Here is a 26286-nt window from a genome sequence, read left to right on the forward strand (position 1 = left end):
CTTTGTTTTTTACATAGGATACTGTTACTGTACTTGACCATTGGAGGAAGCTTTAGACGAGACAAACTCGCTCGCCCAGTCAACCATCCCGTTCATTAATGTCAAAATGAGATTCACCGCATCCTTTTCCGTTAGCGAGCCATTCGATTGACTGCTAACGTACTGGGACGTCTTTTGTTCCAGTTTCACGACTAAATCTTTAATTTTCAAAAGTTCATTCGCCAAATCAGTTACTTGCTGATTATTCGAATTACCTTGGTCTGATTTCATATTTTGACCTTGATTTTGTCCTTGGTTCTGATTCTGACCTTGATTCTGATTCTGACCCTGCGATTGGCCCTGTGCTTGTGATTGACCTTGATCTTGGCCTTGACTTTGGGACATATCTTGCGTCGAGTCGTTTGACGCGGCGGTATCATTTCTAGAGGAAGCTTGCTGCTGCCCCTGGCTGTCTTGTGAGCCTTGAGCACTTGAGATCAACATTTTTTTGACTTGCTCTAATTCAATGAGTACCATATCATTTTGTTTGGTTAATTCATCCATTTGCAGCTTGAGATCCTGTGTTTTGATCATGTTGTCGAAACCCTTCCTTCCCTTATTTCACAGCACCGCAAGCAATCCGCTTACCCGAATTGCCAGATGGATCTGTTTTCAAATCATCTGCTTTCTCATGGATAACTAAACTAGTTCCTTCCGGTTTGAACAACGAGTTGGGCTTATCCTTTTCTAAGACGACTGCTTTCGTAACACTGCTAAATCGCCCATTACCTTGTGCATCTACAATGAGATTTGGCAAATCACCAGCATGTGCTCCCTTTGGATTAAGGAAGCCATGCTCCTTCATATGTGGATTGAAATGCGCACCTGCCGAATCAAACGTTGGCGCTTCACATATAGCCTTCTCATGAAAGTGCAGACCATGAACGCCAGGAGAAAGACCGCTTACTTGTACATCCATCTGTACACCGTCTCTAACAGCGGTTAATTGTGCAGAACCTACTGATTGGTTATTAGAACCTATGAGCGCTACACGAATCGTTTCTGGCGATGTGGTGGCCTCTGATACTGAGGTACTTCTAACAGATTGGCACCCTGTCAATATCAGGAGACCCAAGCTGGCCGTCATCATCATTTGAACTGTTTTCATATTGTACAATCCTCCTGTAAAACCACACATTGGTATATTCTACCCTTAGGATGCACAACTGCCCTTCACGATAACCACATAACAACTAACAAATTTTCTAAATCATCCTTTGAAAAAACAAAAAAACCTGCAATCTTTCGATTACAGGCTTCCTCTTCCATGTTCATTGTAGCCGAGACTATAAAATAGTCATGAGCTTTGCGATGATTTGTAGGTTTTCTAATTTTCGTTTGTAAAAGTGAAATTCCACCTTCGTATGCTCAACCGCGTCTTCCATCTGTAGAACCTGTTTTTGCAACTCTTTCGTGTAGGGCCATAATTCCGCCTGCCGCTGCAGCTCATTCTTTCCTGTTACAAGCCCTTCACCAATCACTTCATACTCCTTCGTAAGAAGCATATGCTTTGCCCAATTCAATTCAGATACGGCATCGACATAAATGGCTTCCGCTTGTTTCAATAATTCCGGTACAAGTTGTAGCTCTAAAATAACATCCGACCGATTCATTCGGATTCCTCCTATGAGTTTTCATAGAAACTCAGCATAGTAAAACATCAAATATTGTTGCTTAGCCTCATTTATATTCATAGTAAAACAAAACATGCACACAAGCTGAAATCCGCAAAAATAGCGGCTTTTATCCTCGTGTTCGACTTATTTCGCAAGACAATTCCGCTATAGAATGACAAAACTATTAAGTCTACATTAAATCTGATAGATTCACTTCCAACCTACTTGTATAACCTATTAGAAGTGCTACAATGTTACTATACGTATCAGAGGAGGTGACAAACATGAGCCAAGAAGAAGAAGTAGTTCAACAAAATGAGCAAGAAGAAATCTCTGCTGAATCCACTGAAGAAGTGGTGAGTCAAGAGGCTGAAGAAGAAATCGCTGAAGCGATTGAAGAAGCAGCTGCTGCAGAGGAAGAAGCAGAACAATCCGAAGAATAATGTAACCGTTATCATACATGATCAAATATCCCCCTCAACTTCACAGTTGGGGGTTTATTGATTTTACATACTAATAAAAAATTTTTTTGAATTCAGCGAATAAATATTCTGAACATTCAAATAATACTGGTGTACCAATAAAAAGGAGATGATTTTGAATGGCTAACAGATCAAACACTTTAGTCGTACAAGAAGCAAAGGCAGCACTTGATCAAATGAAGTATGAAGTCGCTCAGGAAATTGGTGTCCCTCTCTCCCCATCTGGTTACAACGGTAATTTGGCAACACGTGATGCTGGCTCAATCGGTGGCAACATCACAAAAAGATTAGTGCAAATGGCTGAACAATCTTTAGGCGGCTACAAACGCTAATCCTTTGATGTAGGAGCAAGCTCAAAAAAGACTGAATCACTCGATCCTCCTTAGAGTGACCTTCAGTCTTTTTTCTATTTCCTTCAAATTCCTCCGATTTCCCTTGAATTTCCTCACCAGTTTACCCTAACATCTATAATTAATCCCCTGGTTCTAGTATGATTACCTTGCTCGGATACCCGAAAAAGGAGTGTTGAAACCATGACCACGCAATACGAAATTTTCCGCGATCCTTTCCGCATGTTAATTTTACTGGCCACATTAGTGAGTGAAAAACAAAACGAACCAGCACTGCAATTTGACAAAGTACCTTTTTTCGAAAATGATACCTTTCTTATTCAGCATGAGAAGTTTGTGTACAAGAAAAATCTTACAGAAATCACTTGGTTTCAATTTTTAGGAAGAGACATCGCTTGCAGTAAAGACCTCACACGTGAAGAGTATAATAAAATGTTCGTTGATTGCCTTGCGTCCTTATACCACATTGCATAAAAAAGAAGGAGTAGATCACTTCGATCTGCTCCTTCGGTTATTACATTACTTCTTCTTCACTTCTTCTACAAAAACGTCACTTGCGTCACGTGTGCTCCCGAGCTCAAGAATCGTATATTTCTTCTCACCGATCATGATCACATCTTCCACTTCAGGTAGCGGATCGCCTAGGTACACCGTACCTAAATACATATTACTGCTCTTCAAACGTAAATTCCAACGATGTTGTTGTTTCGTCATAGCTAATCCTCCCAAACTCTAATGTTCTCAAGTTACCATAAATTCACGCAAGATGAAAGCTATATGAAGAAACAGCGTTCAAATAGGGAACATTACTTCACTATATTGACCATCTCCAATATTCCGCGGTCCAAAAAGAGACGAAAACCTTATTCTATCCTGCATAAGTTGATCTTTTGGAGCAGAAGTAACACACCCCAACAATTGACAATCTCTCGAGTATTTGGTATATTACTACATGTATAAATAAACGACTTGTTAGCTCAGCTGGGAGAGCACTATCTTGACAGGGTAGGGGTCAGTGGTTCGAGCCCACTACAGGTCATACACAAAAGAAAACCCGCGAAGCCTAGTGCTTCGCGGGTTTTCTTTTTCAATCACGATGGTCCAACTTACTACCGCAACCTCTTCCCTTCACATCTCCCGCTACACAAAAAGAACCCCTCCCAGGGTTCTTCAGCATAAGACTTCTACACCTTAAATCTATCAACCACTTCTTGCAAACCTGTCATCTGATCATGCAGCTCGATCGACTCTTTATGTACACGCTCGAACATTTGTCCCAGCGTCTCCACATTGGCCAAAACTTCCTCGGAGCTGGCTGCCGTTTCCTCGGAACTCGCGGAGGAGAGCTCGATAAAGCCAACAATGATGTTTTTACGGTTATCAACATGCGCCATATCAGCCGAGATACTTTCAATGGATTCATGGATTTGTTGCAAAGAGGAATGAATGAAATCAAATGTATCTGATGTCTGTCCTGCATTCTCTTCTTGCGAGCCCACGATGTGAAGCGACTGCTCCATCGCTGCGGATGTTAGCTGAGCAGAATGCATAACATTCTCAATCAACGTCTGAATATGCTCAGATGCCTCACCTGCTTGAACGGACAGTGTTCTCACCTCAGCAGCGACTACAGCAAATCCTCGGCCGTTTTCTCCAGCTCGTGCTGCCTCAATCGAAGCGTTAAGCGCAAGTAAATTCGTTTGTCTCGAGATGCCGTGAATCGTGCTGACCATCTCTTTAATCGCGTCAATATCCTGCATAAGTTTGCTTACGCTAGCCGCTACTTCTTTGGTCACGGTAACGTTATTGCGGATCAACTCGATCATCGCGTGCATCGCTTCAGCGCCACGTTCTTCCTTCTCGCGAATAATCGCACTATTATTCTGTAGAAGTTGAACATGTCCCTTCGTGTCGTCAATCAATTCCGCCAATTCGTGAACACCCTTCAATCCATCCTCTACAACCTCTGCTTGAGTTCCAGCAGCCGTTGCCAATTCATGAATGGTCGTATTAATTTCATATGAGATCGTATTGGTTTGCTTCATCGAATCTTGAATATGATCGGCATTGCCTTTACTCAGATGTGCAGATTGCTTAACATCCTTGACGATCACATGAATTTTCTCAATAAATTGATTGGTCGCCGTCGACAGTCTGCCGATTTCGTCCATCGAGGTATCGGGAAGCCTTCTCGTCAAATCTCCATCTCCCTCAGCGATCGCAACCATAGCGGATTGCAGTTTCTCCAGCCTTTTGAACTGACGGCTAACAATATAAAATAATACCGCCCCCGCGATTAGTAAGCCTGCCAATGTGGCAATACATGTCGTGTAGAAGAAGTTTCTCAAGACTTGCTCCGACAACGTCAATACAAGCACTTGCCCCGTCGACAACGCTCTAAAATAATACTTGGCTTTGGTTCCATTGTACGACATCGTCTCAAACGCTTTATGTTCCCCAGTTAAACTTACACTAAGGGAGTCTAGCAGCTTCGTGTCTAACTGCGTAACCGCATCATCGGATGAAGCAACGAGTTTGCCAGTGGCATCAACAACTCCCGCGAAAAGCACATCTCCGCCCAGCTCTGACTTTAATTGCGTCAGTACCGGCTTCGCTCCTATTTTACTATCGAGTTCTGTTAGTGTGGCTCCATCTCTTCCTGTTTGTACAATCCGTGGCGATGACCAACCCGACACTCCCACATATTTATACACTTTAGGATCGACACTTCGTTGTTGAGCCGGTTGTGTGACAACTTTTTGCTTACCAGAAATTAAATCCATAAACTCATAAGCTTGATTCTTAGGATCAGCACCGAAATTAAAATCTATCTTTTCTCCCGCATTTGTCAGTACCAACTGACCCTGTGCATTGGTGATCCAAAACTCATCTATACCGGAGCGCTCGGCTATTTCCACAGCTTGCTTATAGTTCATCGGGATTTTATCGAACATATACGACAGAAGGGCTGCTTGTCCGACCATCTCCTTCTCCATCACACTCTCCGTTGTCTTTCTCGCAATTATTGCGTTTTCAATTCCTATCCGAGCTGTTTCTAGTGTCGTGAAACCTTTTTCATGAAGACTTTCAGCCGTCTGCTGATACGTTAGTGTTGCTGTCCCTACGGACACTGCAAACAATACGACCATTAAAGGCCAAATGATTTTGTACTTGATTGATTTGATAGCCATCTCGTTCTCCCTTTTTTTGTAGTTTCAATAATTCTAAATATTCCACTTCGTCATTTACCAACATATTCCTGCTAAAAGACCTATTATTCGACGGAATCTTTCGATTTTGTAGGTCGATAGCACTAAAAAAGCTCTCCAGAAGTAGAAAAGATCTACTCCCAGAAAGCCCTTTAACACCTTTTTACAGATTCAGCATGCTACGTATTGCACCTTTTGTCTCCTCGATCGCCATTCTCAGAGGCTGCGTCTCTCCTTGATACGGGTGTACACTCCCAAAGGTATGGTTGCCCCCTGGAATCTTAACCCATTGAATCGCTGCGTTGTTCGCGACTAGCTTTTCAGAACCTTTGAGCAACCGTTCTCCATCTTCCGTGCCTTGAATAAGTGTAATGGGGAAGGTCGCTTCACGAATTCTTCCTACAATATCAAATCTCTCTTCGTTGCGTTCCATATCTTCTAAGATTTCAAGATCGAGCGGCATCATCTGCTTCGTTCGTCCATTCAAGGTATAGGAGCGGCCCGTGGCTCTCATCTCCGCTTTATTCTCAAGTGTGAGCAAATCGACATGAGCAATCCCATTCCAGCTAATGACGCCTGCAATTTCCTCAGGATGATCCAACGCATAGATCAAACTTACACCAGCGCCTCTGCTATGACCCAGTAAAAGGATTGGCTTATCCGTGCCTGCGTGTTTATGAATATCTGAAATAATAACTTGTATATCCTCTAGATCTTTGGTATACGTATCACCTGCGAATTTCTCAAGTTCTGTAAAATCCATCAAATTTTCACCCACCCCATTATGGGAAAAATTCAAGGCAACAACATCAACAACTTCCGCTAATTCGCTTGCGACATAGGGGAACATTCCCCAGTTTTTGAAGCCTTTATAACCATGTAATAGTAATAAGGTGCCCTTACTCGGTTCTTGCTTTGCTTTATAAATATCGCCTCGTACGATACGCTGCTCTGACATATGTAGTTCAAAAGGTATTCCTTTATAGTCCTCCATCTGTTTCTCCTTCCTTTCGTTACCAAATCAATAATCAATCGTATACTTTTGTCATTTTATCACAATCTAACTCAGACAAGACAACTTTAGCCAACCGAGCCTGTAAATTTCTTGTAAAACAACCAACTCGCATCTTTGACAAAAATGCCCTACGATAAGGAGGAAGCTTCCCTGTTATCAAGCCGAAAACGCAGTAAGCTGCGACTACTATTTCTCACCTTCCTTCTAACTCAACTTTTGAGTCAAGGAATTAACAGCCGCTCACAAGCACAACATATGGAACCGTTACACAAAGAGACGGCCGCCGAGGCGGGAACCATTCAACTTCAAGTCAAAGCATCACCCGGTGCTCTTTATCAAACAGAACTTTCCTTCGTCAATAAAACATTACAACGCGCATTGGAAGAAAGCACGGCAGGCGATGCATCTTTAGAACCGATTCCCCCAGACACCACACTTATGTATTACAAAAAGGGGCAACCACTTCATCTTGGGGTCACCCCAAGCGGAGACGTCGTTGATTGGACTTCGAAGCAACAGATCAATCTCCCCAAATCAGCTCAGGAAACGCTGCAAGCGCAAGTGCAATCCCTTCGCACAAAGCATTATGGCGAGATGCTGCCTTGGGAAGAAGCAAGTCTCGTTCTCCCAAAATACAGTTCATTTACCGTCGTTGATGTGATGAGCGGACTTAGCTTTGAAGGCCAGCGTCGCGCGGGCTCCCACCATGCGGATGTACAGCCGCTAACGAAAACCGACTCCGCGACGCTCAAAAGCATTTATGGCGGCCAATGGAGCTGGGACCGCCGCGCGGTCCTAGTGAAGCTAAATGGCCGCACGCTCGCCGCTTCCATGCATGGCATGCCGCATGGCGGTGATGGTATACCGGGAAATGACTTCAATGGTCATTTCTGTATTCACTTCCTCGGGAGCGTGACCCATGGCTCCCGCTCCGCTGACCCGGCGCACCAGGTCATGGTGCACCGAGCTGCAGGCTTGCTGCTGGACTACGTCAGCAAGCTCTCGCCCTGGGCGCTGATCGACGTATGGATCAGCGCCGCACACCAAGGTGACCTGCAGCTGTTGCAGGTCACCACAGGGCAAGAACAGGCGATGCATGTGCGAAGCATGCGCCGCCTGTCCAAGTTCAAGGAGCTGGATACATCCCAGCTCCTGCAGTTCGACACAGCTGTCGATGTGACGATGACAGGGGCTAAAGCTTCCGCGGTTTCGAGTCGCCGCGTGCTCTTCCATCTTGAACGTGCCTCGGTACAAGATCGGTGGTACATACGCAGCGCGGTTATCCAATGAGTAAAGCCCGGCCACTTTGGAAGTCCCAAAGCAGTCGGGCCTTACTTATTTTTTTTCACCGATTCTATTGCACGGTCTGACCCGAAACCTTACGTAATTCATTGGCGAGTCGATGAAACTCATTCTGCGCAGGCACGGATGTGGTTGCTCCATATCCCGCTGATAGGAAGGGAATGATCGCATTGGCATCTTTCACAGTAAGAGGATAGCTAGGTGGTTCTGGTGTAATTCGTTTATTCCACCAACCTTCATTCCCATAGGATTCATCATAGTCAACCGCAATACCATTCGCCATGACATCGTTGAGGTATTGATAAATTTGAATAAACGTCGATTTCTTACCTCCGCTCCAAGCATAGGTTTGCCAGAACCGTGAGCACGCACCTGCAGCATATACAGCCTCCATGACAGCGTATGAACCATAGACACCTGTCGTGTAAGCAGGCGTAGCTTCACTCGCAGCCTTAATATATGCGATAACCGCCTCCATCTGGGCAGATGATACGTCAAAATCAACAGCAAAATAGATGCAGCTGCCCTCCGGCTGACCTACTTGCGCGGCAACCTGCAAAGCTGTTGCACCGTCCGCCAAACCAGCACTTCTACCACCAAGAGCACGACTTGCCGTTGTTTCATAAACAGAAACCAACTGTAAGCCAGCTGCACTAATTGCGTCAGATTCTGATTTCGTTAATGCCTTTGCACCACTTGGCACCAAATATCTGGCAACAAATGTATAACCCTGTCCGACGAAAGCAGCCGCTTTTTGTGCCGTAAGCGGTGTTGAACAATCAAACCCTTTCGCCACTTGCCATCACCTACTTTCCAATTGGTATTCACATCATATGCCAAAAGAACGAGACCCGACACCACAAGGCATCTAAAGTCCCGTTCTCAGGCATGAAAAAAGGCTTTTCTCCCTAGAGAAAAGCCCGATCCTTCATTCAATTTAAACTTCTTTCGTACCAAAGCGGATTGCATTTCGCTCTTTAGCTCGCTGCGCTTCTACTTCTCGATTCCGAGGTTCCGCATTCGTAACCAAAGAATCCATTAGCTTCTGTGCTGCCAACGCTACCTCTTGTACAGCCAACTGGAACGCTGCTTCATTCACTTTAGACGGCTCTGTAAATCCTGAGATCTTGCGCACAAATTGCAGGGACGCTGCCCGAACTTCATCTTCTGTCACGACCGGTTCATAGTTGAAAAGTGGTTTAATATTTCGGCACATATCGTACTCCTCCAGGCTAGGCATCCCATTACCAATTACCATTTACATACTCTGTTCTCAATATAATAGATGCCCATTGTTTTTTCAAGATCGCATACACCTAGGCTCTGGCCATCAATAGGTCTATACCATAAATCTATATCCAGATCCCCAAACGGTTCCTATATACTGAGGTTTAGAGGGGGTTTCCTCGATTTTCTCTCTAATCCTGGCAATATGAACCGTTACCGTAGATGCGTCACTCATCGCATCCATTCCCCATATCCGCTCAAATAGTTCTTCCTTGCCAAATACCCGATTAGGATATTGGACAAGAAACAGAAGTAGGTCAAATTCCTTTTGAGCCAGGACAACTTCATTTCCGTTCACAAACACGCGTCTGGCATCCTTCTGAAGCTCAAGACCCCTAATCTGGATCGAGCTCCCCTCATTCCCTTTACCAAACCGCTCTTTCATCCGCTCGAACTTCTTAAGATGAGCACTTACCCGTGCCACAAGCTCCCCTGAGCTGAAGGGCTTTGTTATATAATCATCCGCACCGAGGCCAAGTCCATTGACTTTATAAATTTCTTCTGCTCTCGCCGATACCAGAAGCACGGGAATATCATCATGCTCTCGTATGGTTTTTAACACTTCAAATCCATCTATATCGGGCAGCATGATATCTAAGATAACAAGCTCAAACGCTTCTTCCTTGAGCGCTCTCAGACCTTCCGTGCCGTTATTTACCATCTTAACGGAATAACCGCTTAACTCCAGATAATCTCTTTGTAAATTGGCAATACTCTGGTCATCTTCAACAATCAAAATTCTTTTCATCATAACCTCCAAACCTATTTAGAACTTTTTTAGAGATATCATAATCCCGGTTCCCTCACCTACAGCGCTTTTAGCCCATATTTTCCCGTCGTGCCCTTCAATAATTTGCTTAGCTATAGCTAGACCCAGTCCACTTCCATTCTTTCTTGAAGGATCTACTTGATAAAATCGTTCAAATATAAAAGGAAGCTTATCCTCGGGTATGCCATTTCCATTGTCTTTAATTTCAATAATCGCAGATGTTCTAGTTTCCCTGAGTATAATGTCAATCTTACCATTCGCTTTTCCAGCATACGTCATAGCATTATCAATGATGTTTTGCACAACCCGCTTTAATCTTTCGCCATCTATTAATACTTTGACAGGCTCTTTTAACTCATTAATTAATGTGATGGCTACATTCGCCTTTTCACATTCATATTTATGATCTGCCACACAATCCTCGAAATAACTGGCCAAATCACTCTTCTCAAAATGGTAAGGAAGCTGATTCAAATCGAGTTTCGAATATAATAGAAGATCATCAATCATCGCATTGACCAAAATAGCCTTGGATCGGGCTGTTTCCAGATATTCCTCCATCTTCTCAGGCGTCTTAGCTACTCCATCTATAATGCCTTCAATATACCCTTTAATGGAAGTCACAGGTGTCTTTAAGTCATGTGAAATACTTGAAATTAGAAACTTTCGATTATCATCATATTTTTGCTGTAAATAAACAGATTCCTTCAATTTGATCCTCATTAACTCCAAGGTTATCCCTAATTCCCGAATTTCGCCCTCGCCATCCTCGGAAATCTCTCCATTAAGATCGCCTTCCCTAATTTTTACAGCGGCATCCTTTAATCTGGCGATTGGAATAATAATACGACGTGAGAACTTATAGGAAATCCATATATTCATCAGCAAAAAAACAACTGTGAAAAAACTAATCGTAAAGATGCCAAGCATCCAATATACCTTTGTATTCACCTTGATTGGGGCAAGCAGCAGTAGAATACCCGAATCGCCTGACAAGAGTTTGAAATCTGCTCTGTTAAACATATAAGTTTTGCCATCAAGCTCGATCTCGCTGCGATTAGAGTCACTGGAGAGCATTATGCTTTTCTCGATATCAATCTTATTAAAATGTTGCGTAGCGAACATTACCTCTCTGCCCGCGATAAGGATCGCACTGGCATTCAAAACGTTCACGCGATCAGCGAGCTCTTGTTGATACTTCGTATCCAGGAGTCCCTCGAACCCCAGGGTCAGCGCTTCTCTTTTAATCTCACTGATGGCTGCACGAACTTCAAACGCTCGTTGAAACTGCTCTATACCGGCTTCGCGGCCCAAAACTTTCGTATACGTAGCAATAAAAATAATGACAGCCAAGATCGTCAAACCAATGGAAAGCAGCACAGCCAGCGTATTCATCGTGAAAAAACGTTTCGTTAAGTGCATGTAGATTCCTTTCTATATATCCTTTCTGTCAAACAAGTAATACCCCATCGTAAATAACATGATACCACAACCGAATATAATTAGAATCTGGCGGCTTATTTTGAAGACATTGATGGATTCAGATATCCATAGGGTATACCAGTCAAACATCGACGTGATAAAAAAACTGGAATAGGATGAAAAGACAATCCCCAGAAAATTAAATCCAATAAATACAAGAATGGACAGGAAAAATACGGCTAGTCCTCCCTGAATGAGATTGGATAGCAGCACAACGATAAGCGCAAACACAAATACAGGAAAAAAAGTTAAGCCATATGACACCAGCACCTTTACGATACCAATGAAACTGGCGGACGAAGGATTGAATATAAAACCAGCTAACAGCGATAGAACCATAATAAATAAAAGATTACCAGCAATAAATAGTGCTAAATTCAAAACCTTAGCAGTAAACACGCCGAATCTAGATACTGGTCTTAAAAGAGTGATTTTCATTGTATTCGATGAGGACTCACCATTAAACATATCAATGGCTACAAATACTGCAAATAAAGGTAACAGCGTATACGATACAAACGATAGTACGGCTATGGGAAATTCAACGCTCCCTACAACTCTTAATCCAAGACCATGTTTAATCGTCGTTACAGCAATTTGACCGATCATGACGGCAAGAATGGATAATATCGCGGCTGCCATGATTTTTTTCTTTTTAAGCAGCTTCACGGATTCATTCATAAATGCAGCTTTAAACCCTACCATTCCTGTCCACCTCACTAACAAAATAATTCTCAAGCGACGAATAAAATGACAGAATATGTTGGGTATATTCTACATTAACCAGCTTGCCTCCATAAATAATCCCGATTCTCGAACACGTTAATTCCACATCGTGAATCAAGTGGCTGGATATAAAGAACGTCGTACCCTCCTGGGAAAGCTGTTTGATCAACTTCCTCATCTCCAGCATCCCTTCCACATCCAGTCCATTTAAAGGCTCGTCCAAAATTAACAGTTTCGGCTTCGATAGAATCGCCGCCGCTATCCCTAGTCTTTGTTTCATCCCAAGCGAAAATTTTTGTGATTTCTCATTTTTATATTTCAGCATCCCTGTAATTTCAAGACATTCATCAATTCTACGCTGATCGATTTCAGGATAAAATCTTGCAAACAGTCTCAAATTCTCATTTGCCGTCAAATAAGGATACGATTCCGCTGTTTCAATAATACAGCCTACATATTTCATTGCGTTGACATAGTCTTCAGCCACGCTCGCTCCGAAAATCTTCACATCGCCTCGATCAGGCTTCATGAGTCCTGTAATCATCTTCATAGCTGTCGTTTTGCCCGCACCATTAGGTCCAAGGAAACCGAATATATCACCTTGATCTACCTCTAAATTCAAATCGCTGATTCCTCGACCATTCGTAAATGACTTGGTTAAGCCCGTTATTTCAATCGCCTTGACTGTCAATTCATCATCTCCCTAAAAAATCTCAGGAAGCCGCTATCCGCAGCCTCCTGAGAATCATTTCTATTCAAATACGCGATTAAATTCTCCATCATAGAAAGGCTTCATGTTACTTTGTTTGTAACCATTTTTATCCATTTCTAGATTCATTTCAAAATAAATCTTACCTGCCATACTTGGATGAATCATCCCTTGCTTCTGTTCACCCTTCGAGTCTGTGTAAGTAAATGCTGGAGACGTCGACAAATTGTATTCGAAATTAAATACATCCTTGTTTGGATACTCGTTCTCAAATCCAGGATTTACGGTTTCGGAATACGTACCTGTTACTTTGTCGCCATCTACACTTGTGATTTTAACTGTTCTCTCACCGATCTTCACGAACTTACCGTCTTTGTCCAAAATAATATCATTTTGATAGGTTCCCACATATTTAGAGCTGAATCCACCAGAACGACTAACCTTCTCAACCTTGGCTGTAGTTAGATCAGGCATAGTAATCTTTGTACTGCCAATCTCAGACAGCTTTAACATAACATTGAGGTTTAAGTCATGCTGAACCCCATTTTTATCTTTTCCTGACAGCGTGATCTCACCCGTCAGATTTTCTAGATAACCATCTTTACTTTCATTTGCCGTACCTACTACCTTTTTCACGAAAATATCGCTCTCTATAGCTGGTAAATCTCTTTCACTATCCAGCATTTGTTTGATACCGAAGGAGGAAACTGCATTCACAATGGCCGGCACTTGTGTCTCTGACAAACTGCCCGAGAACACTTTACCTCCATTTGCGCTTTCTTCAACTTGTACATAATCTTTCAAAGAGCCAACAACAGCGTCAACGATTTTCTCAACCTCCGTTGCTCCCTTTTCTTTAAAAGGGTTATCAAAATCGGCTGGACCTTTACGGTTTTGGTTCACTTCCGCCGAATGATCAAATACATAATATGTATTGTCCAATTCGTTTTTGTCAATCGTTTGCTTCTTGTCGGCATACGAATATCTGGAGGTCGTTTCACCTTTGGCGTTTTTCGTTACCTCGTTATTCTCTTTCACTTGATTTACCGTATCCATTTTCATGAAATTAGACGATTGAATCAAAATTTTATCATTATCTTTCAGTGTATACATCGTCTCAACCGTATAGTTGTTAAGACCCTTTTCCATCACAGACGCTGTATTTTTCACTGAATCCTTCAACCGGTCGTATCCGGATCCAAGCAGCGCATCAGCGAATGCCGTAGATACAAACAGACAAGCTCCAACCGTAAAAGAAAGTACTGTAATTGATTTTTTGCTAAGTTTCATTTCTCTTCTCCTTTTTTAAAACAATTTGCGGGAAACGTTTCCTTACTAGTTATTTTAGTATACGCTTATTGAATCCATCTAAATGGATTATTAACAAAGTATTAACTCTTATCGTAACTGCGTAGAAATTAAATTTTAAATGCTAGGAGTATGATGAATGATGAGCGAAATTGTAAAATTGTCTAAATCCACTGTCTTAGGAGCTGCCAATGGCGTCATGTTCATGACTTTCTTTGGTGCGCTCTGGTCATCCATTGGCATTGTAGGTTCACATCGACTTGGAGCTCCATGGCCACTTGTTCTTTCAGTACTAATAACATTGATTTTACTGAGCGGAGCCATTTCACTCTTTGTTAAAGCTCGCAGTAGGAATCAATCTGTTACTCCGAAAGAAAAGGAAGAAACGAAGCGATTAAACCAAAAATTCGGTTTGATTTTTGGCTTGGAAGGTGTTGCGATCTTTCTTGCAAGTGTCATTTGCAATACACTCGATCATTTTGAAGTCTTTTTCCCTGTCATGGCGATGATTGTTGGTATTCACTTCTTTCCTTTAGCTACATTATTTCGAGAAAAATTTTATTATGGTACGGGTATTGTAATGTGTATGCTAGGCATCATTTCACTATTTCTACCTCTCAACGCCACGATCGGCGATGTATCTCTCATTCCGATGTCTACGTTTATCGGATTTGGCTCAGCTGTGACGCTCTGGGTAACGGGCTTGAGAATCTGGGTGACCATGCTGAAACAGCTGAAACAATACTAATACTAATCAAAGCATTGTGCACAAACCTGCACAAACAAAGAACAAGCCCCTCATTCCCATCAGCATTGATGAGAACGAGCGGCTTGTTCTGTCTCTAAAATAAATAAAAACCCTTATATACCAAGGGTTTCCGTACTATGGGCCCAGAGGGACTCGAACCCCCGACCAATCGGTTATGAGCCGACCGCTCTAACCAACTGAGCTATAGGCCCTAATGAAATTTGGTTGCGGGGGCAGGATTTGAACCTGCGGCCTTCGGGTTATGAGCCCGACGAGCTACCGAGCTGCTCCACCCCGCGTCATGTATGCCGCTCAACAGCGACAAAAATAAATATACACCAACGGAGATGGCTTAGTCAAGCGTTAATTTTATGCATAATTAATTCGTTTAAGTATTGTATCTGACGCCAAAGCGTCCTTTCTTCGACTTATAAACCTCAACTTCCTGCGGGCACTCATACCCATAGATCCACCAATCTTCTTCCATACGTTTCGCTAAAACACCTGCTTGAAACTTCGAATCGTATAATTTCGCCCAATATATCCAGTTCATGCGTATCCCTCCATTGTAGTCAGATCGTTACATTTAGCTTATCCATATAAAGGATCTCTTATTAGCAGTATTGTCCAAAGACGATCTCAAATATGGGAAAAGTCGTTCTATTTGACCATATGACAAATAAAATGTGACGGTTTACAAGCATAGCAGGATTTTCCCTGTTTTTGGGGAAGTTAAGTGATGTAGACAATTTGGCAGTGAGAAAAAGGAGAAAACATCCATGATCGAATCAATCAAAAATTACTTACAAACGCATAGGGAAAAACACATAGAGGAACTCATGGCTTTTTTGCGGATCCCAAGTATAAGTGCAGTTGCCCAGCATCAACCGGATATGCAGAAATGCGCGGAGTGGACGGCTCAATCTTTACAAAAGGCTGGACTTGAAAACATTGAAATTATGCCTACGAAAGGCCACCCTGTCGTTTATGCCGATTGGTTACATGCCCCCGGCAAACCGACGGTCCTGATTTATGGTCATTATGATGTGCAACCCGCTGAGCCATTAGAGTTGTGGGAAACGCCTCCTTTTGACCCCGTAATCCGTGATAATAAGCTGTTCGGTCGCGGAAGTACCGATGACAAAGGGCAACTGTTGCTTTATGTGAAGGTTGTTGAAGCTTTTCTACAAACGAAGGGTTCACTTCCAGTTAACGTGAAATTCTGCATCGAGGGTGAAGAGGAAATTGCTAGTAAGAATCTCCCTGCCTTTGTTGAAGAGCATGCAGCCAAATTGCAAGCTGATTCCATTGTACTTTCCGACACGCAAATGCACGGTCCTGGTAAACCAGCACTCATGTATGGACTTCGTGGCTTAGCGGGATTCGAAATCACAATCGATGGCGCGAATAGTGATCTGCATTCTGGTCTATTCGGCGGTGCTGTACAGAACCCAATTCACGCTATGACTAAGCTGTTAAGCTCTTTTCATGACGAGAATGGCCGAGTAGCTGTACAAGGGTTCTACGACCGTGTTATCGAACTTTCGGACAAAGAACGTGAAGCTTTCAAGAAAGTGGAGCCGGATGAAAACAAGGTTCGCAAGAATTTGAATGTCACAGAGCTTTATGGGGAGAAAGGATTCTCCTTTTACGAACAAACGACATCCCGACCTACACTTGAAATCACGTCAGTTAGCGGCGGCTTTCAAGGTGAGGGAATTAAACCAATCATTCCGAATAAGGCTACTGCCAAAATTGCATGTCGCCTCGTCGCTGCGCAGGTTCCTGAGGAAATCATGGATCTGGTCGAAGCCCATATACATGCACAGTCTCTTCCCGGCGTGTCAGTTACGTTAGATCGCCAATTACGAGGGAATCCCTTCATTACACCTATTGATGAACCCGTTATGGTAGCGGCAGCAGAAGCATATGAAGAAACATTCAGTGAATGGCCGGTCTATACGCGCAGCGGAGGATCAATTCCGATTGTCGAAGTGTTAGGTCGCGTCTTAGACGCACCTGTGGTACTTATGGGCTTTGGTCTGCCAGGGGAGAATCTTCATGCACCGAATGAGCATTTCCATTTGATGAATTGGGACAATGGGACTGAGACGATTAGCCGTTACTGGTTGAAGCTAGCTGCATTGGCTGCAACTACAACAGAATCTAACTAAGGTAGAGTAAAAGGAGTAACTTCTATGGGGAATTCATTACACATGCGTGATGCACAATTGGAAGATTTACCAGAAATCGTACGTATCTACAATTCCACGATTGCTGGACGTATGGTTACTGCCGACACAGAACCCGTTACAACAGCTTCAAGGGAGCGTTGGTTTCACGAACACTCTGCTGATTTCCGTCCACTTTGGGTGCTTGAAAATGAAAACGGCATTTGTGGCTGGCTGAGTTTTCAGTCCTTCTACGGACGACCCGCCTATAACGCAACAGCGGAAGTCAGTATTTACGTAGATGAAACGTATCGTGGCCAAGGGATCGGTCGATATTTGATGGAACAAGCCCTTGAAGCTAGTCCCAAGCTAGGGATCAAGTCTTTGTTAGGTTTTATATTCGGGCACAATGAGCCGAGCCTGCGGCTTTTCCGCAAATTCGGATTCACGAATTGGGCGCATTTGCCTGGTGTCGCTGAGTTAGATGGTGTTGAGCGGGATCTGATCATTTTGGGCAAACGTGTTGGTTAGTCGACACTCGTAAAATAAAAAGCGCTACGCCTCCCTACTCGCGAAATTAAGTTCGCGATGCAGTGAGTTGTAGCGCTTTATTCATGATCGGTTGGGTAAACCTGAACCAATTGTGGTCCTTCTTCCATTTACTCTACGTCACACCATTCTCTACTCGCCCTTCGCCACAATCGCTTCTACCTCTATCTCAATCAGCAATCGGGGGTCAATCAGCGCTTTCACTTCGACCATCGTCGCAACGGGCTGCACATCACGGAAATACTCGCCATGCGCCTTGCCGTACTCTTCCCATAACGTTATATCCGTCACGAACATCCGCGTTCGCACCACATCAGATAGCTGTGCTCCGAGCTCTTGCAGCGCCTGTTCAATCGTTTGAAGGATGAATCGAGCTTGCTCGTAAGCGTTGCCTACGCCAACAACCTCGCCATCCTTCATCGCTGTCGTCCCAGCCACCTCGATTCTGTCACCTATGCGAATAGCTCGACAATAGCCGACCACGGGCTCCCATGGTGAGCCCGTAAATACTCTCGTTCGATTCATTACTCCATCGCTCCTTACTTTTTTACAGATAAGTTGCTAGTCTCGCTTGCAATCCCTCTGTCACCGGTAATAGTGGCAATCGTAACGCGCCTGAACCGATGACGCCTTGTTGGTGAAGCAGCCATTTGATCGGAGCGGGATTTGGCTCTTGGAATAGAAGACGAATAAGCGGAAGCAACTCCTCGAACTCTCGTTGACTGTCCTCCTGTGCCCCGTTTACGAAGCTGCGGATAAAAGAAACAAACCTCTCCGTCTCCACATTCGCAGAAGCACTCATAACCCCTTTAGCGCCAGACTGCAGAGCTGCATACAGCAAAGTGTCCTCGCCACACAAAACTGGTTTAGATCCTAGTCTAGTCAATTCTGTGACCAACCCAATGTTAGGCGTACTGTCCTTCATCCCGATAACCCCATCAATATCAAGAATGGCTCGAACCGTATCCAACTCAAGCGTTACCCCTGTACGATGCGGCACATCATACAAGATCACCGGTACACCAACCCCCGCCACCTGGCGAAAATGTTCAATGATCCCTTGCTGACTTGGCTTGTTATAATAGGGTACTACAACTAATGCAGCTTCTGCACCAAGTTTGCCTGCTTCTGCTGTTTTGCGAACGGTTGAACGCGTATCGTTCGTACCTGTTCCAACGATTAAAGGCACATCAACGTGAGCAGCGTCGCGAGCTGCTTGAGCTGTAGCAAACAACACGCCAAGCTCGTCTTTCGTGATCGTTGGTGATTCTCCCGTTGTCCCATTGACAACCAATCCATCTATTTCATCTTGAAATAAGTTATAAGCCTGATTATAAAAGGATGCAGCATCCACTTCAAACTCATCATCAAAAGGTGTGACAATGGGTACGTATAACCCCTGTAGGTCTTGTTCTTTTAGCAAAATAACCATCTCCCTGCCTCATTTGTTTGTACATTTACTTTAGCATGGAACTCTTCATCACAGTTAGCTATAATAAATGATAGAACTCATCAAAAATATTGATAATGAAGCGAGGCTATATATGGATCTGACGTATTTCCGCACCTTTCGGGAAGTTGCCCGTAGGAAAAGCTTCACGCGTGCTGCAGAGGAATTAGGCTATGCCCAATCAAGCATTACGATGCAAATTCAAAAGTTGGAACGTGAATATGGTGTCCCTTTATTTGAAAGGTACGGCCGACAGCTACGCCTGACGCCACCTGGAGAAAGCTTACTTGTGATAACGCAACAATTGTTGGAACTCTATGATCAATCGAAGGAAATGATAGCCAATCAAGTTAGCGGAACGTTGACCATCGGGACCATCAACTCATTAGCAGCCTATTATCTGCCACCTTTTTTACACAAGCTCAAACAGCTGTATCCTGGGTTAAATATTCAGCTTTTTCCGGATAGTGAAGCTTCTATCCTCACCAAGGTCAAAGAAGGGGATTATGATATTGGGCTTCTATTAGATCAATATCCGGCAGATCCCTCTCTCACTTGTACAAGTGTCCGTGAAGAACAACTCGTCTTCGTTGCACCCTTAGATCATCCTTTAACTAAACAATCGGATATTCAACTTGCTGACCTGGGTAACACGGAATTTATCGTCACCGAAGAAGGCTGTATCTACCGTGGGAAGTTTGAAAGATTACTTAAAGACAATGCCGTCGCCTTACAAATCGGTTTCGAGTTAGGCAATGTTGAAGCCATCAAACAGTGTGTCATGAGCGGCTTAGGCATCGCTTTGTTACCTCGGATCACAGTATCAAATGAGCTGGCCGTCGGAAAGCTTGCACAGCTTCCTTTTACGCATAACCAACTTTCCATGGACTTACAGCTAGTGCTTCATCCGAAAAAATGGTTGTCACAACCCTTACAAGCGTTCATTCAATTGTTGACGAAACAATCCACGGAATGAAAAAAGAAGCTCACCTTTGCGAAAAGGTAGAGCTTCTTCTAATTGTAAGTCAATTTCAAGATTTGCACCCTAGTGCGGCGCCGATTGTACGGTAACCTGCCCAGATTCGCAAAATCTTGTGGTCTGTTACAAGACCACTTTAGTATAGAGGAATTCTACACCGTTCGTCAAATCTCGTCACAGAAGCAACAATTATACCCCGTAAGCGGATGGATTAACTCTCCAAGAACGCAAGAGCTCCATATCATCTGGCTGGATCTTCCCTTTTTCCAAAGCTACCTCAAGTAAGGTTGAGTAGTTAGAAAGTGTGTGAAGTGGCATTTCTGCCGCCGCGAATGCGTCTGTTGCTTTATCCAGCTGATAAGAGAAAATGGCTAGTACACCAAGTGCTTCAGCTCCCGCATCTTTCACTGCAACAGCTGCTTTCAGCGAGCTTCCTCCTGTGGAAATCAAGTCTTCAATAACGATGACTTTTTGTCCTGGTTTCACGGAACCTTCAATCAAGTTCTCTTTACCATGACCTTTCGCTTTATCGCGAATGTAGATCATCGGAAGACCTAGCTTCTGAGCTACCCAAGCTGCATGAGGGATTCCAGCTGTTGCTGTTCCTGCCACAACCTCAGCTTCAGGGAATTTTTCCTTGATCAGGGCAACGAAGCCATCGGCAATCGCATCACGGATCGCAGGGTGAGACATGGTCAAACGATTATCACAATAAATCGGAGACTTCAGCCCCGATGTCCATGTAAAAGGTTGCTGTGGACGAAGAGCCACGGCTTCAATATCTAATAACGACGCTGCAATATGCTGTGCGATTGTTTCGAGCTTACTCATACGCTCACCGTTCCTTTCAATGTTAAAATAAAGTGCCTAGACGATTGAATCGATAATCGCTTCAATCGCTGCTCTTGGGTCCGCTGCGCCTGTGATCGGACGCCCGATCACGACGTAGTCCGTCCCCTGCGCGAACGCCTCAGCCGGCGTCATAATCCGCGACTGGTCGCCGATGTCGGCCCCCGCCGGGCGGATGCCTGGCGTCACGGTGACGAAGCCGTCACCGCACGCCGCCTTAATCGCTGTCACCTCAAGCGGTGACGCGACGACCCCGTTAAGCCCCGCGGCATGCGCCAAGCGGGCATACCGAATGACGGCCTGCTCGGTTGTACCGGCAAGGCCGATCTCGTCATTCAGCACCTGCTGCGAGGTGCTGGTCAATTGCGTCACGCCGATGACAATCGGACGTGCAGCTCCTAAAGCTAGCCCCTTGTCGACACCCTCCAAGGCGGCTTCCATCATGTACTTGCCTCCGGCCGCATGTACATTGAACACATCAACCCCTAGGCGCGTCACGCTTTCCGCGCCGCCCTTGACCGTGTTCGGAATGTCATGCATCTTCACGTCGAGGAACACCTTATAGCCGCGATCCTTCAGACTCGCGACAAAGGTAGGACCTGCAGCATAAAACAGCTGCATTCCTACCTTTACATAACACGGAATGCCTTCGAGCTGCTTAAGCAGCCCTTCAGCACTTTCCGCATTCGCGTAGTCCAAGGCGACCATGATGCGTCCGGTAACATCGTTGCGAGTTAACGTACTCATGTTTGGCACCATCCTTTAGACATGTATTGGCATTGCACGTGAGGAGAAGTTGATAGCTTCAAGCATATTCACTAGCGCTCTTACAGTATCGAGCGATGTCATACATACAACACCGTTCTCTACTGCTTCACGACGAATACGGAAGCCGTCACGCTCAGGCGTTTTGCCCTTAGTCAATGTGTTCACGACGAACTGCGCATCACCACTGCGGATGAGATCAAGAATGTTTGGTGAACCTTCACTAAGCTTGTTGACGGTTGTAACCGGAAGTCCTGCTTGAGTAATCGCTTCGGCAGTTCCACCTGTTGCAATGATTTTGTAACCTAGGCGATAGAAGCCTTTCAAGATTTCAATCGCTTCTTCTTTATCTTTATCAGCTACGGTTACCACGACGGAACCTGCAGCAGGGATCTTCATACCAGCACCGATGAGACCTTTGTACAGGGCTTTTGCAAAATTCACATCACGACCCATAACCTCACCCGTGGACTTCATTTCAGGTCCGAGTGTTGTATCTACACGGCGAAGCTTCGCGAAGGAGAACACTGGTACTTTGACAGATACGTATTTATCTTCTGGCCATAGACCACTTTGATAACCCATATCTGCTAGTGATTGACCCATGATTACGCGTGTTGCCACGTTCGCCATCGGAATGTTCGTCACTTTACTTAAGAAAGGCACAGTTCTGGAAGAACGCGGGTTAACCTCGATCACATACACTTGATCGTTATGAATAACGAACTGGATGTTCACTAGACCAACAACGTTAAGCTCCAAACCGATTTTCGTCGTAATCTCGATGATTTGCTGCTTGATCTCATCGGAGATGGATTGTGGCGGATAGACCGCAATGGAGTCACCAGAGTGAACCCCTGCGCGTTCCACGTGTTCCATGATCCCTGGGATCAGAACTGTTTCTCTATCGCAGATTGCGTCAACCTCTACCTCTTTACCAAGCATGTATCGATCGATTAGAACCGGATGCTCAGGGTTGATTTTCACCGCATATTCCATGTAGCTCAGAAGCTCTTCATCGGAGTAGACGATTTCCATTGCGCGTCCACCAAGTACGTAGGAAGGACGAACGATAACCGGATATCCGAATTTCGCAGCTGTACCAACCGCTTGATCGACTGAAGTTACTGTGCCGCCTGGAGGTTGAGCTACTGAAATTTTGCTAAGCAAAGCTTCGAATTTCTTACGATCTTCTGCTGTATCGATACTTTCTAGGTCAGAACCTAGGATACGTACACCAGCTTTGTGTAATGGTGCTGCCAAGTTGATTGCCGTTTGTCCACCGAATTGAACGATAACACCGATTGGTTGCTCACGCTCAATTACGTTCATAACATCTTCGAAGAACAATGGTTCGAAGTACAAACGATCCGATGTGTTAAAATCTGTTGAAACTGTTTCTGGGTTGTTGTTGATAATAACCGCTTCGTAACCAGCCGCTTGAATCGCCCATACCGCATGAACGGTGGAGTAATCGAACTCAATCCCTTGACCGATACGAATTGGACCCGATCCTAGAACAACAACTTTTTCTTTGGTCGTTTCTGTTACTTCATCTTCTTGCTCATAGGTGGAGTAGTAGTATGGCGTTGAAGCTTCAAACTCAGCCGCACAGGTATCTACCATTTTGTATACGGGCTTGATGTTATTTTGCAAACGGAAAGTTCTTACATCCGCTTCTTTCGTGAAAGTTGAGCAACCTGCCAATGTACGAATTTCCGCTACAGCACGGTCTGTGAAGCCTTTACGCTTAATTTCAAAAATAAGCTCAGCTGTCAAATCCTTCGCTGCAATTTCCTTTTCATACGCGATAAGTGCACTTAATTTGTTCAAGAACCACCAGTCAATTTTCGTCAAATTTTGCAGTGTTTCCACGGTATACCCTCTGCGGAACGCTTCTGCTAGTAAGAAGATACGCTCGTCGTCTGGTTTTACCAAACGCAGTTCTAATGTTTCTTTATCTAGTAAATCCGTTTCTTTCAAGAACAAGCGGTGAACACCGATTTCTAGGGAACGAATCGCCTTTTGAATGGACTCTTCGAACGTACGGCCAATCGCCATAACTTCGCCAGTCGCTTTCATTTGTGTGCCTAGCTTACGGTTAGCAGCTGTAAATTTATCGAACGGCCAACGTGGAATCTTGGATACGATGTAATCAAGTGCTGGCTCGAAGCAAGCATAGGTTTGTCCTGTAACTGGGTTAACGAGTTCATCAAGCGTGTATCCAATCGCAATTTTCGCTGCCATTTTCGCAATTGGATAGCCAGTTGCTTTGGAAGCAAGCGCCGAAGAGCGACTTACACGCGGGTTAACTTCGATAACATAATATTGGAAGCTATGTGGATCTAGTGCATATTGAACGTTACATCCGCCTTCGATGTTTAGAGCACGAATGATTTTCAAGGAAGCGGAACGAAGCATTTGGTACTCACGGTCCGACAATGTTTGGCTTGGTGCTACTACGATACTGTCGCCTGTATGTACACCAACTGGATCAAAGTTCTCCATGTTACACACAACTATACAGTTGTCGTTCGCATCACGCATTACTTCATACTCGACTTCTTTCATACCCGCGATACTGCGCTCTACGAGACACTGACCGATTGGGCTGTAACGAATACCGGAAGCAACGATTTCCACTAGTTCTTCCATCGTGTTACAAATACCGCCGCCTGTTCCACCTAGTGTGTACGCAGGACGAATGATGATTGGAAAGCCGATTTCATTAGCAAAATCAACTGCTTGCGCTACTGTCGTTACGATAACGCTATCTGGTACTGGCTGTTCTAGTTCTCTCATCAAGTCTCTGAAAAGGTCACGATCTTCTGCTTTTTCAATCGCCGTAAGTTGTGTTCCTAGAAGCTTAACGTTCTCGCTCTCTAGAACGCCTGCACGAGCAAGTTCAACCGCCATGTTCAGACCCGTTTGTCCGCCAAGTGTTGGCAGCAAACCGTCTGGACGTTCTTGACGAATGATTTGTGTCACGAACTCAAGTGTAATTGGCTCGATGTATACTTTGTCAGCCATGTTCGTATCCGTCATGATCGTAGCTGGGTTGCTGTTGATCAGGATAACTTCCATGCCTTCTTCTTTCAATGCTTGGCAAGCTTGCGTACCAGCGTAGTCGAACTCCGCCGCTTGACCAATAACGATCGGTCCGGAACCGATAACGAGAATCTTTTTGAGTGTATTATTTTTTGGCATATTGCAGTTCCTCCTTCACAGATGTCGATGCCGTGGAAGCATTCCACTGAGCAAGCATTTGCGCTTGGCGCGGCTGCTGTGGGTTATCTAGTTTGTGCTGACGAATCATCGAGATGAAATCATCGAATAGGTAGCTGGAATCAAATGGTCCAGGTGCTGCCTCTGGGTGATATTGAACCGAGAATGCAGGATATTGCTTATGGCGTAAACCTTCGATCGTGCGATCGTTATTGTTAATGTGCGTCACTTCAAGGTTCGTTCCTTGGACGGAATCTTCCTTAACCGTGTAGCCATGGTTTTGCGATGTAATGTAGCAACGTCCTGAGATCAAATCTTTAACCGGGTGGTTACCGCCGCGATGACCGAATTTCAATTTATCTGTATCGGCGCCGCACGCAAGTGCGAACAATTGGTGACCCAAGCAAATTCCGAATAATGGAATGTCACCAAGCAAACCTTTAATCATTTCAACTGCGTGTGGAACATCCTTCGGATCCCCAGGGCCATTGGAAAGCAATACGCCATCTGGTGCTAAGCGGCGAATTTGTTCAGCTGTTGCGTTTTGAGGCACAACAACAACATCGCAATCGCGTTTGCTAAGATCGCGGATGATGCCGCTTTTTGCGCCGAAATCCACAAGAACTATACGTTCTTTGTGCCCAGGAGCACCGAATACACTTTTCGTGGACACACGGGAAACTTGATCCGTCATAAGCGGTGTGTTTTTAAGAGTTGCCATCAATTCTTCTACGGATTTATTCGACGTTGTGATGATACTTTTCATAACGCCATAATGACGAAGTTTGCGAGTCAACATACGTGTATCGATGCCGCTGATCCCTACGATGCCGTATTCTTTCAACAGGCTGCCTAGCGTGTATTGTGCTCTCCAGTTACTTGGAATTTCTTCATGCTCACGCACAACGAAACCATGGATAAAAGGACGTACGGACTCGAAATCATCACGAATCACACCGTAGTTCCCTACCAATGGATATGTCATTGTTACGATTTGTCCACAATATGAAGGGTCCGAAAGCACCTCTTGATAACCTGTCATTCCTGTATTGAATACAACCTCGCCGACGGATTCACCTTCACTACCGAACGATTTTCCTGTAAAAAGAGTGCCGTCTTCCAGCAACAATCTTGCCTGCATGTTCTTTCAACTCCTTCGCTATTGTCAGGCGGTTCTCACGAACCGCAGATGTCATGCTTACCATGTAATGATTCAAGGGCTTGCATAAAGATTAATCTTTCTGTATAAATATACA

The 26286-nt window shown here is 44.4% G+C and carries 28 protein-coding genes and 3 tRNA genes; 9 read left to right on the plus strand and 22 right to left on the minus strand.

What is annotated here, in order from left to right; translation table 11 throughout:
* Positions 1-24: 24 nt before the first annotated feature.
* The 3 genes from ASL11_RS08695 to ASL11_RS08705 form a co-directional block, all read right to left on the minus strand.
* Positions 25-573, minus strand: a complete 549-nt coding sequence (locus ASL11_RS08695) for a hypothetical protein (protein WP_056612564.1) — start codon at positions 571-573, stop codon at positions 25-27.
* Positions 574-595: 22 nt separating this feature from the next.
* The gene (locus ASL11_RS08700; RefSeq protein ID WP_063795518.1) at positions 596-1147 is read right to left on the minus strand and encodes a superoxide dismutase family protein; all 552 of its coding nucleotides are present in this window, start codon (positions 1145-1147) and stop codon (positions 596-598) included.
* Positions 1148-1325: 178 nt separating this feature from the next.
* Complete coding sequence (locus ASL11_RS08705) at positions 1326-1652, minus strand: hypothetical protein (RefSeq protein WP_056612566.1); 327 nt, start codon at positions 1650-1652, stop codon at positions 1326-1328.
* A 287-nt stretch (positions 1653-1939) separates the two neighbouring features.
* Between ASL11_RS08705 and ASL11_RS36350 the strand changes: the two genes are divergently transcribed.
* The 3 genes from ASL11_RS36350 (at position 1940) to ASL11_RS08715 (ending at position 2961) form a co-directional block, all read left to right on the plus strand.
* Positions 1940-2098 (plus strand): hypothetical protein, encoded by a 159-nt coding sequence (locus ASL11_RS36350; protein ID WP_157256861.1) that lies wholly within the window; start codon positions 1940-1942, stop codon positions 2096-2098.
* Between the two features lie 158 nt (positions 2099-2256).
* A complete protein-coding gene (locus ASL11_RS08710; protein WP_056612568.1) occupies positions 2257-2469 on the plus strand; it encodes an alpha/beta-type small acid-soluble spore protein in 213 nt (70 codons plus the stop codon).
* Positions 2470-2670: 201 nt separating this feature from the next.
* Positions 2671-2961 (plus strand): hypothetical protein, encoded by a 291-nt coding sequence (locus ASL11_RS08715; protein ID WP_056612570.1) that lies wholly within the window; start codon positions 2671-2673, stop codon positions 2959-2961.
* Between the two features lie 45 nt (positions 2962-3006).
* On the opposite strand, the gene ASL11_RS08720 is transcribed toward ASL11_RS08715, so the two are convergent.
* Entirely contained in the window at positions 3007-3201 is a 195-nt protein-coding gene (locus tag ASL11_RS08720; RefSeq protein WP_056612572.1) for a hypothetical protein, read from the minus strand.
* A 252-nt stretch (positions 3202-3453) separates the two neighbouring features.
* On the opposite strand from ASL11_RS08720, the gene ASL11_RS08725 reads away from it, so the two are divergent.
* A tRNA-Val gene (locus ASL11_RS08725) sits at positions 3454-3526 on the plus strand.
* 145 nt (positions 3527-3671) lie between these two features.
* On the opposite strand, the gene ASL11_RS08730 is transcribed toward ASL11_RS08725, so the two are convergent.
* The gene (locus ASL11_RS08730) at positions 3672-5678 is read right to left on the minus strand and encodes a methyl-accepting chemotaxis protein (RefSeq protein WP_056612574.1); all 2007 of its coding nucleotides are present in this window, start codon (positions 5676-5678) and stop codon (positions 3672-3674) included.
* A gap of 181 nt (positions 5679-5859) precedes the next feature.
* Entirely contained in the window at positions 5860-6690 is an 831-nt protein-coding gene (locus tag ASL11_RS08735; protein WP_157256862.1) for an alpha/beta hydrolase family protein, read from the minus strand.
* Positions 6691-6966: 276 nt separating this feature from the next.
* Between ASL11_RS08735 and ASL11_RS08740 the strand changes: the two genes are divergently transcribed.
* A complete protein-coding gene (locus tag ASL11_RS08740; RefSeq protein ID WP_056612576.1) occupies positions 6967-8001 on the plus strand; it encodes a hypothetical protein in 1035 nt (344 codons plus the stop codon).
* Between the two features lie 64 nt (positions 8002-8065).
* Here the strand turns inward: ASL11_RS08740 and ASL11_RS08745 are convergent, their stop codons facing one another.
* The 7 genes from ASL11_RS08745 to ASL11_RS08775 form a co-directional block, all read right to left on the minus strand.
* On the minus strand, positions 8066-8809 hold the full coding sequence (locus ASL11_RS08745; protein WP_056612578.1) for a DUF1906 domain-containing protein: 744 nt from the start codon (positions 8807-8809) through the stop codon (positions 8066-8068).
* 141 nt (positions 8810-8950) lie between these two features.
* Entirely contained in the window at positions 8951-9229 is a 279-nt protein-coding gene (locus ASL11_RS08750; RefSeq protein WP_056612580.1) for a DUF2277 domain-containing protein, read from the minus strand.
* A 123-nt stretch (positions 9230-9352) separates the two neighbouring features.
* Positions 9353-10048: a response regulator transcription factor gene (locus tag ASL11_RS08755; RefSeq protein WP_056612582.1), complete on the minus strand. Its 696-nt coding sequence runs from the start codon at positions 10046-10048 to the stop codon at positions 9353-9355.
* 18 nt (positions 10049-10066) lie between these two features.
* Positions 10067-11491 carry a sensor histidine kinase gene (locus ASL11_RS08760; protein WP_056612584.1) on the minus strand — a complete coding sequence of 475 codons (1425 nt, stop codon included), beginning with the start codon at positions 11489-11491 and terminating at the stop codon, positions 10067-10069.
* A 12-nt stretch (positions 11492-11503) separates the two neighbouring features.
* Positions 11504-12256: an ABC transporter permease gene (locus tag ASL11_RS08765; RefSeq protein WP_056612586.1), complete on the minus strand. Its 753-nt coding sequence runs from the start codon at positions 12254-12256 to the stop codon at positions 11504-11506.
* Complete coding sequence (locus ASL11_RS08770) at positions 12243-12968, minus strand: ABC transporter ATP-binding protein (protein WP_056612588.1); 726 nt, start codon at positions 12966-12968, stop codon at positions 12243-12245. The genes ASL11_RS08765 and ASL11_RS08770 overlap by 14 nt, the downstream gene beginning before the upstream one ends.
* 60 nt (positions 12969-13028) lie before the next feature.
* Positions 13029-14276, minus strand: a complete 1248-nt coding sequence (locus ASL11_RS08775) for a hypothetical protein (protein ID WP_056612590.1) — start codon at positions 14274-14276, stop codon at positions 13029-13031.
* Between the two features lie 157 nt (positions 14277-14433).
* On the opposite strand from ASL11_RS08775, the gene ASL11_RS08780 reads away from it, so the two are divergent.
* On the plus strand, positions 14434-15042 hold the full coding sequence (locus ASL11_RS08780; RefSeq protein ID WP_056612592.1) for a DUF7010 family protein: 609 nt from the start codon (positions 14434-14436) through the stop codon (positions 15040-15042).
* A 138-nt stretch (positions 15043-15180) separates the two neighbouring features.
* On the opposite strand, the gene ASL11_RS08785 is transcribed toward ASL11_RS08780, so the two are convergent.
* From ASL11_RS08785 to ASL11_RS37080, 3 genes are all read right to left on the minus strand, one after another.
* A tRNA-Ile gene (locus tag ASL11_RS08785) sits at positions 15181-15254 on the minus strand.
* A gap of 10 nt (positions 15255-15264) precedes the next feature.
* A tRNA-Met gene (locus ASL11_RS08790) sits at positions 15265-15341 on the minus strand.
* Between the two features lie 89 nt (positions 15342-15430).
* Positions 15431-15595 carry a hypothetical protein gene (locus ASL11_RS37080; protein WP_164483565.1) on the minus strand — a complete coding sequence of 55 codons (165 nt, stop codon included), beginning with the start codon at positions 15593-15595 and terminating at the stop codon, positions 15431-15433.
* Positions 15596-15821: 226 nt separating this feature from the next.
* On the opposite strand from ASL11_RS37080, the gene ASL11_RS08795 reads away from it, so the two are divergent.
* Positions 15822-17216 carry a dipeptidase gene (locus ASL11_RS08795; protein ID WP_056612594.1) on the plus strand — a complete coding sequence of 465 codons (1395 nt, stop codon included), beginning with the start codon at positions 15822-15824 and terminating at the stop codon, positions 17214-17216.
* 24 nt (positions 17217-17240) lie between these two features.
* Positions 17241-17744 (plus strand): GNAT family N-acetyltransferase, encoded by a 504-nt coding sequence (locus tag ASL11_RS08800; protein WP_056612596.1) that lies wholly within the window; start codon positions 17241-17243, stop codon positions 17742-17744.
* Positions 17745-17894: 150 nt separating this feature from the next.
* Here ASL11_RS08800 and ASL11_RS08805 read toward each other — a convergent pair whose 3' ends face one another.
* Complete coding sequence (locus ASL11_RS08805) at positions 17895-18287, minus strand: RidA family protein (protein ID WP_056612598.1); 393 nt, start codon at positions 18285-18287, stop codon at positions 17895-17897.
* A gap of 22 nt (positions 18288-18309) precedes the next feature.
* Positions 18310-19194 carry a 4-hydroxy-tetrahydrodipicolinate synthase gene (dapA, locus tag ASL11_RS08810; protein WP_327205093.1) on the minus strand — a complete coding sequence of 295 codons (885 nt, stop codon included), beginning with the start codon at positions 19192-19194 and terminating at the stop codon, positions 18310-18312.
* 112 nt (positions 19195-19306) lie between these two features.
* Between dapA and ASL11_RS08815 the strand changes: the two genes are divergently transcribed.
* Positions 19307-20188, plus strand: a complete 882-nt coding sequence (locus ASL11_RS08815) for a LysR family transcriptional regulator (protein ID WP_056612600.1) — start codon at positions 19307-19309, stop codon at positions 20186-20188.
* Positions 20189-20380: 192 nt separating this feature from the next.
* On the opposite strand, the gene pyrE is transcribed toward ASL11_RS08815, so the two are convergent.
* Genes pyrE through carA form a run of 4 tightly spaced genes read right to left on the minus strand, consistent with a single transcriptional unit; the run spans position 20381 to position 26171 of the window.
* A complete protein-coding gene (pyrE, locus tag ASL11_RS08820) occupies positions 20381-21022 on the minus strand; it encodes an orotate phosphoribosyltransferase (RefSeq protein ID WP_056612602.1) in 642 nt (213 codons plus the stop codon).
* A gap of 36 nt (positions 21023-21058) precedes the next feature.
* Entirely contained in the window at positions 21059-21787 is a 729-nt protein-coding gene (pyrF, locus tag ASL11_RS08825; protein ID WP_056612604.1) for an orotidine-5'-phosphate decarboxylase, read from the minus strand.
* Positions 21788-21802: 15 nt separating this feature from the next.
* Positions 21803-25012, minus strand: a complete 3210-nt coding sequence (gene carB, locus ASL11_RS08830; RefSeq protein ID WP_056612606.1) for a carbamoyl-phosphate synthase large subunit — start codon at positions 25010-25012, stop codon at positions 21803-21805.
* Complete coding sequence (gene carA, locus ASL11_RS08835) at positions 24999-26171, minus strand: glutamine-hydrolyzing carbamoyl-phosphate synthase small subunit (RefSeq protein WP_056612607.1); 1173 nt, start codon at positions 26169-26171, stop codon at positions 24999-25001. The genes carB and carA overlap by 14 nt, the downstream gene beginning before the upstream one ends.
* Positions 26172-26286 lie beyond the last annotated feature (115 nt).

The sequence above is a fragment of the Paenibacillus sp. Soil750 genome, from assembly GCF_001428045.1.
In the GTDB taxonomy this organism is placed as follows: domain Bacteria; phylum Bacillota; class Bacilli; order Paenibacillales; family NBRC-103111; genus Paenibacillus_E; species Paenibacillus_E allorhizoplanae.